Genomic DNA, 13,826 nt, shown 5'->3' with positions numbered 1-13,826 from the left:
TTGGGCATCACGTCGTGCTCGATGTTGATCGCTGAAAACTTACGGTTTCTTATTCAGAGTGGCTTCCCAGTCCTGATAGTTAATCAAGCCGAGCACTTTCGGGTGGCCGTCGGCGCTAATGGACACAAATAACGTACTGGCATACTCGCTGGTCTTAGGGTGGGCAAAACCCAATTCTTTTTCCAGTGTGCTTATGCAACCGCTGTGGGTAACCAATACCATGTTGCGATGAGCGGTCTTGTGGGCCACTAAGTCGTCGAGCATGGCGTGCTCGCACTTGGCCAGCCATTCTTCATCAGGGCTGGCTTTGCCAAACATGGCGAATGAGGTTTGCTGGGTGCGGTGAAGGGGGCTGCTCATGACGTCTGTATTTGCCATGCCCAGTCTGTTGAAAGCCTTGCCAACCAAAGCTGCGGTGTCGCTGCCTGCTTTAGTGATGCCGTCTTCTGGGCCCAGGCATGGATTAGCAGACCGATCACAGCGTTCGGCATGTCGCACGAGAGCAACAATGTCACCTTGTTGCCAATGGCTGTAGACGCCAGAAGTCATCATGTTTTCGTGCTTGCCCAGATCTGTTGGAGATTTAGGCCACCAGAAAAATCCTGCAATTAATGCAATGCACAGTACGAGAACTATGCCGACCACGATCTTTTTAAGCCTAGTTGCGGCCGCCGTTGTTAATGACGATGCAGGTACTTCAGCTGATGATTTCATCTGCTTAGTGCTCCGAGAGAATGATTTTACGATGCGTAGGTTTTGCGACCCTGAAAGCTTGTTAGTCGGCTTTCAAGGGAAATGTGTGCAGTTCGTTATAGCAAGAATCGTAGGGTGTGCGACGTGGTTTCGCGGTAAAAAAGATGTGAAAATTTAGCGAAGCTGGCCAAGTCATTAACGTCCAGCGAAAGTTTATTACTGTCCATAAAAAAACCGACGCCACTGAGTCACAAGTGGCGACGGTTTTATATTTTACGGTGCGGCGGTGTGGGGTACCCAGTTCAGCAAGCGCTGCTTGTAGTCATAGCTAGCGCCTTGGTAATAGCTGATAGCACGAATGATCAATGGGTCTGTATCGTTGACCCTTGACTCTAGGCTCTCGGTCAATGCCTGGTCATGACGGCGAAGCAATTTCTGAGGGCTGAGGATGGCCAGGTTAGTACCGTCAAACAGCCCAAGATGCTGATAGTTACCTACTAGCACGCGAGGGGGCAGCGGGTTGTCCTGTAATAAGTTACGGCCAAAGAAGGTTGACTGATAACTCTGATTTAATAGCCCGAGGAGGGTTGGCGCCAGGTCGATTTGGCTTGCCAGTTGCGATGATTCGCGCGCTTTTATCAACGTGGGCGCATAAATAAATAGCGGGATTTGATAGTTGGTGATCGGCAAGTCCTCTCGGCCTGCGCTACCAGCGGTATGGTCGGCCACGAACACAAAAATAGTGTTGTTGAACCAAGGTTTCTGTCGCGCTTCTTCAAGGAATTTGCCAATGGCGTAATCGGTGTATTTCACCGAACCGTTGCGACCGTCACCCGATTTAATGTCGATCCGACCCGCAGGATAAGTGTAAGGGCGGTGATTCGACGTCGTCATTAACTGCAGGAAAAATGGCCTGTGTTTGGCGAAGCCGGCATCCGCCTCGTTCAGCGATTGCTGGAAAAGATCTTCGTCGGCTATGCCCCAGGCATTTTTAAAGTGGATGTCTGATTCCTTAATACTGCTCTGATCAACAATGCGATAACCGTTGCCGCTGAAAAACGCGTTCATGTTGTCGAAATAACCACGGCCGCCGTACATGAATACGCTGTCGTAACCTACCGCGTTAAGTTGTTGGCCCAAGCTGCCGTAGCCGCTCTCACGACCGATACGCTTGACGATAGAACGGCCTGGCGTCGGTGGAATGGACAGGGTAATGGCTTCCAGCCCGCGATCCGTACGCGTCCCGGTGGCGTAGAAATTATTGAAGTAGAGGCTGTGCTTTCGTAATTCGTCGAGATTGGGCGTTAAGTTATGCGGGTCGCCGTTGCTGCCCATGTACTTGGCGCTAAGGCTTTCGATGGTGACCAGAATAATGTTTGGCGTTCGAGGCGTGCCGGGGTTGGCAATGTTGCGGCGAATATCCTGCGGGTCTTTGCCAATGAACGTGGCATTGGGCTCAGCCAATTCAGCGCGCAATTGATGAGCGACTTCTTCGTTAGACAGGCTTGCAAAAAACTGTTTGTAATCGAGTTCGTTATTCCGGAACGCCGCGAAGAACTGAAACGGTCCGTTGGTACCCAATTCATGTTGGTAAGCATTGCCGCCTTCGCCGCGTGGGCTTTCTTGATCGATGAACTGCATATTCAGCCCGGCGAGCACCAGAAGCACCGCAAAGCTGATCAGCCGTTGCCGTGCTTTAGGCAAGGGCGCACTCACGGCAGCTTTGACCGGTTTGTACAACAAAGTACTTAGGCCAATAGCAGCGACAGCAAGAATGCCGAGCAATGCACCAATGGGGTAAGACTCAAGAATGTTGTTCAGAACTTCTTTGGAATAAACCAAATAATCCACGGCAATAAAGTTGAAGCGAACGCCGAACTCATCCCAAAATAACCATTCGGCCACTGAAACAAATAGCATGACGAAAATGCTGACGGTCATGACGCCGTGCAAAAACCAACGGTGTCCGCGGGTGCGCCACAGAGCCGGAGGGCAGAAAAGCGCATAAAAAGCCAAGGGCAATGCTGCGTACACAAGGAACGCTATGTCATAAATAGCGCCGATCCCGAAGATAGACACGAATCCGTTGCCAGCCTCGTGTAAATGCGTGGCCAAGAGCACGCCGCGAGTAATTAAAAAAATCACGAACCAGGTAGCGGTCAATAAGAATAAATAGCGGAGGGGTGCGGTGTGAGAAGCACGCATTGTTGTTTCCTTACGCATGGCGTTGACGTTGTGCAACGCCAAGGGTGTCTCGAATAACTAATTCGAAGGAGGGTATGCTTTTTATTGTTGCGGCGTGAGCATGGTGCAATTCGATGACATTAAAAGACTCGCGCGTATGGGATAAGAATCAGCCGTTAACGATTTCGTACTAACGTCCATCGCTAATCGGTATCCGTTTGAACCGATTAGTTGTTGCGAGAGGCCCGGATTAGAGCCTTTAAATCACGATTAATGCAGGCGAGCGGACAACGCGATTCATCGCGTGCGCAATCATCCTCTAGTCTTTGTCAAAAAAATGTGAGGCCGTTTGAAAAAACACCTGGGCGAAAGTGAAAGCGTCTAACGCTTGGCACCTCTCAAGATAATCTGACACCCCGGTTTGGCATCAGACACCTCAAGCGTCATATCGTGCAAACGAGCCACCGCCGCGACCATGCTTAGCCCCAGGCCGTTGCCCGGCGTATGCCGACTGGATTCAGAACGGTACAACCGCCTGAATACAGCTTCTCGTTCGATTTCTGGAATGCCGGGACCGTTGTCGCTGACGATCAAGCACGGGCCGCCAACAGCACTTCCCACGGTGACCCGAATACGGCTGTTGTCGGGTGAAAACTTAATGGCGTTATCCAACAAATTACACGCCGCATCGAATAGCAGTTGCGCATCGCCCGCTAGAGTTGCAGGCGTTGGTGCGGGTTCGAACGTTAGGGTCATACCTCGCTCTTCGGCCAGTGGCTCGAAGAACTCGGCGGCGTCAGCACCGATGCGGTTTAGATCGACCTTGGCGAAACTACTGCGGCGTGCACTGTCTTCGATTTCGGAGATCCTTAGCAGCGCACGAAAGGTGAGCAGCAACCCGCGGGCCTCATTAAGCGCCGAGTCCACGGTCAATGCGTAATCCTCTTCCAATAGGCCACGTCGTTGGGCCCTTTCCAGTCCGGCAATCAACCGTGTCAATGGCGTGCGCAGGTCATGAGCAATGTCGTCACAGACACCCTTGACTTCGCTCATCAGTCGTTCTAGCTCATCTAGCATGCCGTTGACCACATTGGCCAAGCGATCGATGTCATCGCGGTTGCCCCGGGTCGGCAAGCGTCGGCTAAGGTCACCTTCTACGATTTGTTTAATCGAGGAGCTGAGGGTGTCAAGCCTGCGACGAGCCATGTACCCCAACCCAATCGATCCGATCAGGCCCACGACCAGCAACAGGCATCCACCGGATACCAGTGCATTGACCAGTAGTTCGTCAAATTCATGAATGTCGTGCATGTCCTGGGCGACCAGAAGCGTCTTACCGTCTTCAAGTTTATGAACCATGAAGCGAATGGGGCGTTTACTGCCGTTAGGTTTTTCCCAGAGAAACTCGTCAGGTTGGTCGTACGCTTTGAACGCGGGCAGTGTTTCTATGGCGCCTGCAATGAGATTGCCTTGTCCATCGAACAACGAGTGGGGGAGGCGTGCGTTAACGTCTTGAAGGTCGTGTTTGCGGATTTCCTGCTCACGCAACTCAGGCGTCTGTCGGCTTCGATTATCAACTTGGCGTATTAGGGCGGTGTCCGCCTCGGCCTTGAGGTAGACCGCAGTTTGCCAGTAGATGTAGCCAAATAGCGCCAGAAACGAAAAGCCGAACAAACCCAGAAACATCAGGCCAGTGCGAAAGCTGATAGTGCGTGGAATTTCACTCAGGTGAACGGAGAACATAGCCAGCTCCACGTACGGTATGAATCATTGGATCGTCGCCTTCGCCATCGACCTTTCGACGTAATCGACCGATATGCACTTCAATGACATTGGTTCGCTCGTCATAACTGTAATTCCAAACCGCCTCAAACAGCATGGTGCGGGTGATGACTTGCCCAGCATGGCGCATCAGGTATTCAAGCAGGGCGTACTCGCGAGGTAACAAGTCGATAGTTCTCTCGCCCCGCCGTACCGTACGGGCCAACAGATCGACGTCAAGTTGACCGACCTTCAACCGACTTTCGCGCTCTTGGCCTGGCGGCGAGACCCGACGACGGATCAGAGCATCCAAGCGCGCGGTCAGCTCGATAAACTCGAAGGGCTTGGTCAGGTAATCATCGCCGCCCGCCCGTAACCCGCGGACGCGCTCATCCAGCGCATTCAACGCGCTCAAAATCAACACCGGCGTGGCAATACCTGCGGCGCGTAAAGCGGTTAGCACACCCAATCCATCCACTGCTCCGGGCAGCATTCGGTCCAGCACAATGATGTCGAAATCGCCACTGAACGCATTCATCAGCCCGTCACGACCATTTTCAACGCAGGTCGCTTCGAACCCATGGTCTTGCAGCGCGGCCTTGATTTCGTTGGCAGTAGGTGCGTCGTCCTCGACGATGAGTACGTGGGTCATGGGCGATGCCGTCCTCGATAGATGGGCGGTGAGGATTGGGTACAGTTTTCCTCAGTGGTGGCATAGTGTGCCAATGCGCGATGAACGGGAAGGTCGCGTCAACATGAACAAAAGTTTAGCTGCGGTTCCATTGAGGTCATTGTGCGGATACTGGTAATTGAAGACGACGCTCGCACTGCGGCTTACCTGGTGCGTGGCTTGAATGAGAGCGGGCATGTTGCCGATGCTGCCGACGAAGGCGTCAGCGGCTTGGCCATGGCCCTGGAAGGTATTTATGACGCTTTGATCGTTGATCGGCGTTTGCCGGGCGTGGACGGTCTGGTACTAGTTCGCACGTTACGAGATAGGGGCCTGCGTACACCAATCCTGATGCTTAGTGCGCAAGGTTCGACGCAACACCGTGTCGAGGGTTTGCAGGCTGGGTGCGATGATTACGTGACCAAACCTTATGCCTTCGTTGAGGTATTGGCGCGCCTTGATGCGTTGCTCCGCACCGCTGATAGACCTGCTCCAAGCTCGCAAATCGTATCCGTTGGGGAGGTGCAGCTTGACTGCGCCACGCGTTCGGTAACGCGGCAGGGTCGGGTGATCGTTTTGCAATATCGGGAGTCGCTGATCTTGGCCAAACTCATGCGCCATGCCGACCAAGTGGTGACACGCGACATGCTATTGGAGAGCGCGTGGGATTACGCGTTTGACCCTAATGACAATGTTATCGATAAACATATTTATCGCCTGCGTCGCAAGCTGGATGAGGGGTTCGACCGCTCTCTGATCCGAACGGTAGCGGGGGCGGGGTATCTATTTGAATCGTGTGACGAGTGATCAAGTCTTTTTAGAGGCAACCTGAACGGGTGATATTCCCTTTCAGCGGCTTTGGGAGTGTCGGCTTCTTCTGCCATGCCCCGCTGCATGCGTTTTACAAAAAGCGTGGGATTGAAGAATTAAAAACCTGTCTGGGCGAGCGCGAGACCCTTTATGGCCATCCGAAGTCTCCAGTGTTGTGGCCTGTGAGGTCCGTACTTAGGCCCTTGGCTTATTAAATAAATGTTTAGGTTCCGAGGACTGCAGTGACAGTCGCGGCTGGTTATCCTTCATTCGTTGGTGGGATGTCCCACTAAGAAATTGGGAATGATCAGCACATGTCAGGTGCATCTATGCCGTCGAGAGTTGTAACGCGTTTAGCGTCAGGGCGAGTCCCAAGGTCACTGGCGTTCACCGCAGGATTATTGCTCGGTGGTTGTTCGTTGGTGCCTTCGTATCATCAGCCCCAGGTGCCGATTGCACCCGCTTGGGATGCTGTACAAGGTTTGACTGGCGCCTCGACGCCGGGTGGTCCCTGGTGGGAAGAGTTTCACAGTGACGAACTCAATGGCCTTGTCGCTAAAGGGTTAACGGACAATTACACGCTTAAGGCGGCGGTCAGTCGGATCGACGAAGCGCAAGCCTTAGCTCAAGTTACGGGCGCCGCGAAATACCCACTGCTGTCCTTGGGCGGCAACTTTCAGCGCCAGAATAACTACGGCACCACGCAAAAGCGCAGCGCGTTTGCTGATGCGACCTATGAGGTCGATTTCTGGGGTAAACAACGGGCCGCCGCAGATTCCTCGACCGCGTTAGCCCATGCCAGTGCTTTCGATGCTCAAACGTTACGCATGACTCTCGGAGCGAATATTGCCAATACGTATTTCCAAGTGTTGTCCCTAGACGATCGGCTGCGCTTGGCCCAGTCGATTGCCGGTGACGCGCAACAGGTGCTGGATCTGGTGAACGTTCAAGCGGCCCAAGGCGCCGTTTCGAACCTGGAAGTCGAACAGCAACGTAATGCGCTCCAGACGTTTCAAGCTGCAGTCCCACCACTGCGGCAGCAACGTGACATGGCGCTGTATCAGCTCGCAGTTTTGGTTGGGGTACCGCCACAGGGTTTCAAGGTCACTCAAGTGGGTCTTAACAATTTGGCCGTACCTAACCCCCGCGCTGGCCTGCCGGTCGGCCTGTTGCGTCAACGCCCCGACATTCAAGCGGCCGAAGCGCGTTTGAGATCCGCCAACTTTGATGTCGGCGTCGCACGAGCAGCCTTTCTACCCAATCTTTCACTCGATCTTCAAGGCGGTATCGACACCCTCAGCGGCAGCAACATCTGGAGCATGCTCGGCACCTTGGGTCAGCCGGTGTTTGCCGGAGGACAGCTCAAGGGACAATTGCATTTGGATCAGGCTCATGTTCAGGAGTTGACCTCCAGCTATCGCGAATCGGTGATTGAGGCCTTGCAGGACGTACAGACTCAACTGAGCGCGGCACATCAGCTCGACCAGAGTTATACGTTAAATGTGGCGGCCGTCACTTCCGCCCGAGAAGCGGCGAGATTGGCGCAAGTTCGCTATCGCCTGGGATCGACTGACTTCCAAACATTGCTGATCGTCGAACGCACCCAATACCAAGCTGAAGACACTTTGCTGCAAGTAAGGCTGCAACACTTGCAAGCCGCTGTAGGCTTGTTTAGGGCTCTGGGCGGTGATTTCAGCCCCGCCAGCGTTGCTAGCGACGTCACGCCATCCACTTCCTTTTCCTCTCTTCAGGCCTCCCGTCCATGACTTCGGTGCAACCTGTTTCCTCTCGTCGTCGATTTCGACTTATTGCACTGATCGTTGCGGTGATCATCGCGGTCTTGGTTCGCCAGTTCTGGCCAGGCAGGGTCCAGACTATCCCAAGCGTGCCCGCTGATGCGGTGGTTCCGGTGACCCAGCAACAGGTGCAGCAGCAAGACTTACCGATCTGGCTTGATGCCATTGGTAACGTTCAGGCTCTCAACACCGTCAACGTACGGGTCCGGGTCGATGGAGAGTTGCAAAAAGTATTTTTCAACGAAGGCCAGATAGTGAAATCCGGCGCGCAGTTGGCGCAGATTGACCCACGGGTTTATCAGGCTCAGGTGGCGCAAGCCCAAGCGTTGGTCGCCAAAGACCAGGCACAAGTTGCCAATCTGCGCGTCAATCTGGACCGGGCCAGTAAGCTGGCAGCGGCGAAGGCGGGGCCGACTCAAGATGTTGATACGTTTCGCGCCGAGCTGGCGGCGCAACAAGCCACGGTTCAGGCCGATCAGGCTGCATTGGACAACGCTAAGTTACAGTTGAGTTTCACCCAAATTACCGCACCGCTGACCGGCCGCACCGGCCAGCGTTTGCTTGACGTAGGCTCCATCGCCCATGGCGCTGACGCGACTGGATTGGTCACCATCACCCAGATGAACCCCATTTCCGTGGCGTTCTCAGTCAGCCAGGATGCCTTGGCTGAAATTCTCGAAGAGAACACCCGTCATCCGCTGCAGGTAGTTGCAATGAGTCGCGACGGCAAGCAGGAAATTGCAACCGGCCAGCTCAGCTTTATCGACAGTCAGGTCGCTGCCGGCAGCGGCCAAATCCAGCTCAAAGCCCAGTTCAACAACGACACCTCGCAACTGTGGCCGGGTCAATTGGTGAGCGCCAGAGTCTTGCTCCACACTCAGCGCGATGCCACGGTTGTGTCCGTCAATGCGGTGCAACAAGGGCAAAAAGGTTCATTCGTATACGTGGTCAATTCCGATCAGCGTGTAGAACCACGCTTGGTGGATGCTTCTTCGGTAGTTAATGGCCAGCAATGGATTCGTAAAGGCCTGGCGCCGGGAGAAACCGTGGTGGTCCAAGGTCAGTCAAGAATTGCCGCAGGGGTGAAAGTCTCAGTGGTAAAGACTGATGTGGTGACCGCTCAACCTCCGGCCAATGCAGAGGTCAGTCGATGAACGCCTTAGCCGGTTTGATCAAGCGCCGCGTGGGCCTGTGCCTTCTGGCTATCGGGATCATGCTGCTCGGTGGTTTTGCTTACTTCCAACTGCCGGTTGCACCGCTACCGACGGTGGATTTTCCGACCATTCAAGTTACGGCCAAGTTGTCCGGCGCCAGCGCGGACACCATGGCGACCTCGGTGGCGACGCCCTTGGAACGAGCGTTCTCAGCAGTGCCGCAGGTTACTTCAATGACCTCGACCAGTGCTGCCGGCAAAACCCAGATCGTGTTGCAGTTCGATTTGAGCCGTGACATCGACGGTGCTGCTTTAGATGTTCAAACGGCAATCAACACCGCTACCCCTAACTTGCCGAAAACCATGACCAGCGCCCCGACCTTCAACAAGGTCAATCCTGCTGAATTTACGGTTTTGTCATTGGCCCTGACGTCACCGACCAAAACCTTGCACCAGTTGGATCTTTACGCTGATAACTACTTGGCGCAGCAGTTGTCGCAAATGCCCGGAGTCGGCTTGATCGATTTCCATGGCGAACAAAAACCTGCAGTACGGGTGCAAATCGATCCTGATGCACTGGCTGCTCGCGGTCTGACACTTGAAGACGTGCGCAGCATCATAGGGGTCAGCACCCTGGATCAGCCTAAGGGAAGCCTGGATGGCGAATATCGCTCGATCACCTTAGGCGCAACCGATCAGTTGCTAGATCCCAAAGGCTATCGCGAACAAGTGGTCGCTTATAAAAACGGAGTGCCGATCAAGCTGGGCGATTTGGGGAGCGTCATTGATGGTGCAGAAGACACTCAACAAGCTGCGGCCATTGAGGGCGAACCCGGCATCATCGTCGACATTCACAAGCAGCCTGGCTTCAACGTCTTGTCAACCATCGCATCCATCAAAGCAAAGCTGCCGGTTTTAACCGCGCAGTTGCCAAAAGACGTCCATGTTCAGGTGGTGGGTGACCGCACGCAAACCATCGAGGCCTCGGTTAACGACGTGCAATTTACGCTGTTGCTATCGATCGCCTTGGTGGTGGTAGTTATTTTTGTATTTCTGCGCAAGGCAACAGCGACGTTGATACCGACGCTGACTATTCCGTTGTCGCTGGTAGCAACATTTGCCGTTATGTATCTGCTGGGTTATAGCCTCGATAACCTCTCGATCATGGGCTTGGCGATTGCAGTCGGGTTTGTGGTCGATGATGCCATCGTGGTGATGGAAAACATCGTTCGTCATCTGGAAATGGGCAAAACGAAAATACAGGCGGCAGTGGAAGGACTACAAGAAGTAGGTTTTACAATTATTTCAATGACCATCTCGCTGATTGCCGTGTTCCTACCGATTCTGTTGATGGGCGGCATTGTCGGCCGGCTGATGCGCGAGTTTGCGGTGACGGTCAGCGTTGCCATTTTAATGTCATGCATTGTCTCTCTGACGGTCACACCGATGCTCTGTGCATGGCTGCTTAAACGCGAAGAGGAAGAGCCTGAGCCAGGGCGTTTTTCGCGGATTTGTGAAAGCGCGTTTAACCGCGTTCATGACAGCTACAGCCGCAGCCTGGATTGGGTATTAGCTCACCAACGGCTCACTCTGGCCGTAGCGATGGCGACATTTCTGGCCACTGCAGCGCTTTATGTTTACATACCCAAGGGCTTTTTTCCGCAACAGGACAATGGCCTGATTCAGGGCATTGCGGAGGCGGCGCCGGATATATCACCCAAAGCCATGCGTGATCAGGTAGCGCTGCTGTCGAATATCGTGGGTGCTGATCCGGCGGTGGCAAAGGTCTATTTCTGGATAGGGCCTAACCCGACTATCAGTCAGGGTAAAGTGATGATCAACCTCAAGCCATTTGCCCAGCGTACCGCTTCGGCGCAACAAGTCATTGCACGTTTACAGCCACAACTGGACAAGATTCCCGGCATCAAGATGTTCATGCAGGCTAACCAAGACATCCAGATTGGTGGCAGGGCCAGCAAGACCCAATATCAATACACACTTCAAGACCCGGACAGCCAAGAGCTGGATCACTGGAGCGGCGTATTGTTGGCCAAACTCAAGACCCTGCCGCAGTTGCAACACGTAACGTCTGATCAGCAACGCGCCACTACCCAAGCGACATTGGTCATCGATCGCGCCACCGCCTCGCGGATGGGCGTCACAGTTCAAGCCATTGATGACGTGTTGTATGACGCATTCGGTCAGCGCCAGATCGCGACCATGTTCACTGCGCTGGACCAAAATCACGTCATCCTGGAACTCGATCCGAAGTGGCAATTGTCGCTGGAAACGCTTGGCCACTTGTACGTGCGGTCGAACAGTGGCGCATTGGTGCCGTTGAATTTGTTAGCTGACCTCAAAAGTGAGTTGGTCCCGATTATTATCAACCACCAAGGCATCTTTCCGGCCATCACCCTGTCGTTTGACCTAGCACCAGGACATGCATTGAGCGAGGCCGTCAATGCTATCCAGCAGGCGTCGTTAGCAGTGGCTTTGCCGGACAATGTTCGCGGCGGTTTCCAAGGCACGGCCCAAGCTTTTCAGGATTCCCTGAAGTCCCAACCCTGGCTGATTCTCGCAGCGATCCTGACCGTCTACATCGTGTTGGGAGTGCTGTATGAAAGCGCCATCCACCCGCTAACGATTATCTCCACCTTGCCATCGGCCGGATTTGGAGCGCTCCTGGCGCTCATCATTTGTGGTCAAGACTTATCGGTGCTGGGCATGATTGGGATCATTTTGTTAATCGGCATCGTGAAAAAGAACGCCATCATGATTGTCGACTTCACGTTGGCAGCCGAAAAACAAGGGATGTCTGCGGCCGACGCAGTGCGCGAAGGGTGCTTGTTACGATTGCGGCCGATCCTCATGACTTCGTTGGCGGCGTTGCTGGGCGCGGTGCCGCTGGCATTCGGACACGGAGCTGGTTCGGAATTACGCCAACCGTTGGGCATCGCCATCGTGGGTGGTTTGCTGGTATCCCAAGTACTGACGCTATATACCACGCCAGTTGTTTATCTTTGGTTTGATCGTTTTCGCCGCCGTCGTGCTGCCGTTACCGGACCGCTACTGCTTGATAAGCGCTTGATTTAGGAGGGGTGGTCGACTCTTGCAACGGTCCTATTACTAAAATAAGAAGAGTTTTGACGTTATTTTCATTAGCCACCCTGAACACTAAGCGTCAAGGTGGCTTGTATAACGAGCAGTGTAGGAAAAACCATGCGAATTCTTGTTGTCGAAGACCATAAAGATATTTTAGATAGTATCTCTGAGTACATGGTGCTCAAAGGCTGTGAAGTAGTAGGGGCGGCGGACGGTTTGACCGGCTTGCACCTTGCGGCAACGGAGACGTTTGACGCGATTATTCTCGACGTCATGTTGCCCGGGATGGATGGGAATCAGCTGTGTAGGAATCTTCGGGAGCATGCGCGATTGGACACGCCAATTTTGATGCTGACTGCCCGAGATGATTTGCCTGACCGCCTTAAGGGGTTCAAGTCCGGAGCTGATGATTACATCGTCAAACCGTTTGCATTGTCAGAGTTGTTGGCACGTATTGAAGCCATTGCGCGGCGCAAAAAGGGCGTGCAGAAGCGCGTTATCCAAATCCATGATTTGATCTACGATTTGGACGCGCTTGAGGTTACCCGTGCCGGGCGACCGTTAAAGTTAAATCCGATAAACCTCACATTATTAGCAGTTCTGATGCTAAAAAGTCCGGCTATCGTTCGCCGGCAGGAGCTTGAAGAGGCAGTCTGGGGGAGCGATCTGCCGGACAGTGACAGTTTAAGAAGCAATATCTACTTGCTGCGTAAAGTTGTCGATAAAGGGTTCGATATTCCGTTGCTGCATAACTATCACGGGGTCGGTTACAGAATTCACACCTCAGCCTAGTTGTATTGTTTTTCAGGTTCATGTAACGTTTTGAAATAATTGATTGTCATTCTATGAAATTTTCACACTGGATTAACTCCTTTGTGACGCTCCGTTAGTTACGGTTTTTATCAATGACTAGCGGAGAAGAATCATGACTAATCCGGTAAAGCTCAACGTTCTCCAAAAGTACGGCGAAGCCAATGCGCAGCATTATTTTCGCAGATGTCAGGGCGACGCCGTACGGCGATTGTCGCACTGGCGAGACGAGCAGCTTGCCCGTAAAGCCCTTGTGCTAGCGGGTGAGCCGACTACCGTTCTAGACCTCCCATGTGGTTTAGGCAGATCCTGGCGGTTACTCGCAGAGAAAGCCAACCGCGTGATTATTGCGGCGGATAGTTCGGCAGTAATATTGCAAACGGCCTGCGATTCACAACCGTTGGCGGTGGTAAAGCGAATACGTACATTACAGATATCGTTATTCGATATTGAACTGCCCGAAAACTCGGTGGACTGTATCTTTTGCATGCACTTGCTGCATCACATTGGCGATGCCAGACACAGAGCGGCGTTACTTGAACAATTGAACCGTGTCACTCGTGACACCGTGATCATTTCGTTATGGGTTGACGGTAACTTCAGCGCATGGAAGCGTAAGCGTCAAGAGCAATTACGACTGGCGCAGGGAAAACAAAGTGGTCATCAAAACTGCTTCGTGATTCCTATAAAGATAGCGGAATCTGAGTTCGTGCAAGCGGGCTTCGACATTCAAAATCGCCTGAATTTTCTTCCGTTATATGCGATGTGGCGGGTCTACGTACTGCGCAAGAAAATGGAACCAGAGTAAGCCTGTTTTTGAACTTTCTGGTTGTTTTGACTATCAAGC

At 53.3% G+C, this 13,826-nt stretch carries 10 protein-coding genes; 6 read left to right on the top strand and 4 right to left on the bottom strand.

All coding sequences use genetic code 11. The annotated features are described in order from the left end of the window. Window positions 1–39: 39 nt before the first annotated feature. The 4 genes from RGW60_RS08875 to RGW60_RS08860 form a co-directional block, all read right to left on the bottom strand. Window positions 40–549 (bottom strand): histidine phosphatase family protein, encoded by a 510-nt coding sequence (locus tag RGW60_RS08875; RefSeq protein ID WP_322203873.1) that lies wholly within the window; start codon window positions 547–549, stop codon window positions 40–42. 417 nt (window positions 550–966) lie between these two features. After that, window positions 967–2,898 carry an LTA synthase family protein gene (locus tag RGW60_RS08870; protein ID WP_322203871.1) on the bottom strand — a complete coding sequence of 644 codons (1,932 nt, stop codon included), beginning with the start codon at window positions 2,896–2,898 and terminating at the stop codon, window positions 967–969. Window positions 2,899–3,258: 360 nt separating this feature from the next. Further along, window positions 3,259–4,620, bottom strand: coding sequence for a sensor histidine kinase (locus RGW60_RS08865; protein ID WP_322203869.1), 1,362 nt, complete (start codon window positions 4,618–4,620; stop codon window positions 3,259–3,261). Further along, window positions 4,598–5,290 carry a response regulator transcription factor gene (locus RGW60_RS08860; protein WP_322203867.1) on the bottom strand — a complete coding sequence of 231 codons (693 nt, stop codon included), beginning with the start codon at window positions 5,288–5,290 and terminating at the stop codon, window positions 4,598–4,600. The genes RGW60_RS08865 and RGW60_RS08860 overlap by 23 nt, the downstream gene beginning before the upstream one ends. A 141-nt stretch (window positions 5,291–5,431) precedes the next feature. On the opposite strand from RGW60_RS08860, the gene RGW60_RS08855 reads away from it, so the two are divergent. From RGW60_RS08855 to RGW60_RS08830, 6 genes are all read left to right on the top strand, one after another. Next, window positions 5,432–6,115, top strand: coding sequence for a response regulator transcription factor (locus RGW60_RS08855; protein ID WP_322203865.1), 684 nt, complete (start codon window positions 5,432–5,434; stop codon window positions 6,113–6,115). 317 nt (window positions 6,116–6,432) lie between these two features. Beyond that, window positions 6,433–7,884 (top strand): efflux transporter outer membrane subunit, encoded by a 1,452-nt coding sequence (locus RGW60_RS08850; protein ID WP_322203863.1) that lies wholly within the window; start codon window positions 6,433–6,435, stop codon window positions 7,882–7,884. Beyond that, window positions 7,881–9,068: an efflux RND transporter periplasmic adaptor subunit gene (locus RGW60_RS08845; RefSeq protein ID WP_322203861.1), complete on the top strand. Its 1,188-nt coding sequence runs from the start codon at window positions 7,881–7,883 to the stop codon at window positions 9,066–9,068. The genes RGW60_RS08850 and RGW60_RS08845 overlap by 4 nt, the downstream gene beginning before the upstream one ends. Beyond that, window positions 9,065–12,160 carry an efflux RND transporter permease subunit gene (locus tag RGW60_RS08840; RefSeq protein WP_322203859.1) on the top strand — a complete coding sequence of 1,032 codons (3,096 nt, stop codon included), beginning with the start codon at window positions 9,065–9,067 and terminating at the stop codon, window positions 12,158–12,160. The genes RGW60_RS08845 and RGW60_RS08840 overlap by 4 nt, the downstream gene beginning before the upstream one ends. Window positions 12,161–12,286: 126 nt before the next feature. Continuing rightward, entirely contained in the window at window positions 12,287–12,961 is a 675-nt protein-coding gene (locus RGW60_RS08835) for a response regulator transcription factor (protein WP_322203857.1), read from the top strand. Window positions 12,962–13,094: 133 nt separating this feature from the next. Continuing rightward, window positions 13,095–13,787, top strand: coding sequence for a class I SAM-dependent methyltransferase (locus tag RGW60_RS08830; RefSeq protein WP_322203855.1), 693 nt, complete (start codon window positions 13,095–13,097; stop codon window positions 13,785–13,787). Window positions 13,788–13,826 lie beyond the last annotated feature (39 nt).

The sequence above is a fragment of the Pseudomonas sp. AB6 genome, from assembly GCF_034314105.1.
In the GTDB taxonomy this organism is placed as follows: domain Bacteria; phylum Pseudomonadota; class Gammaproteobacteria; order Pseudomonadales; family Pseudomonadaceae; genus Aquipseudomonas.
This window is presented reverse-complemented; position numbering and strand designations above follow the sequence as displayed.

What these genes read in the sequence shown, in the direction of transcription:
- RGW60_RS08830 (WP_322203855.1), top strand. Translation starts at nt 13,095, where the DNA reads ATGACTAATCCGGTAAAGCTCAACGTTCTCCAAAAGTACGGCGAAGCC.
- RGW60_RS08835 (WP_322203857.1), top strand. Translation starts at nt 12,287, where the DNA reads ATGCGAATTCTTGTTGTCGAAGACCATAAAGATATTTTAGATAGTATC.
- RGW60_RS08840 (WP_322203859.1), top strand. Translation starts at nt 9,065, where the DNA reads ATGAACGCCTTAGCCGGTTTGATCAAGCGCCGCGTGGGCCTGTGCCTT.
- RGW60_RS08865 (WP_322203869.1), bottom strand. Translation starts at nt 4,620, where the DNA reads ATGTTCTCCGTTCACCTGAGTGAAATTCCACGCACTATCAGCTTTCGC.
- RGW60_RS08870 (WP_322203871.1), bottom strand. Translation starts at nt 2,898, where the DNA reads ATGCGTGCTTCTCACACCGCACCCCTCCGCTATTTATTCTTATTGACC.
- RGW60_RS08860 (WP_322203867.1), bottom strand. Translation starts at nt 5,290, where the DNA reads ATGACCCACGTACTCATCGTCGAGGACGACGCACCTACTGCCAACGAA.
- RGW60_RS08875 (WP_322203873.1), bottom strand. Translation starts at nt 549, where the DNA reads ATGACTTCTGGCGTCTACAGCCATTGGCAACAAGGTGACATTGTTGCT.
- RGW60_RS08850 (WP_322203863.1), top strand. Translation starts at nt 6,433, where the DNA reads ATGTCAGGTGCATCTATGCCGTCGAGAGTTGTAACGCGTTTAGCGTCA.
- RGW60_RS08845 (WP_322203861.1), top strand. Translation starts at nt 7,881, where the DNA reads ATGACTTCGGTGCAACCTGTTTCCTCTCGTCGTCGATTTCGACTTATT.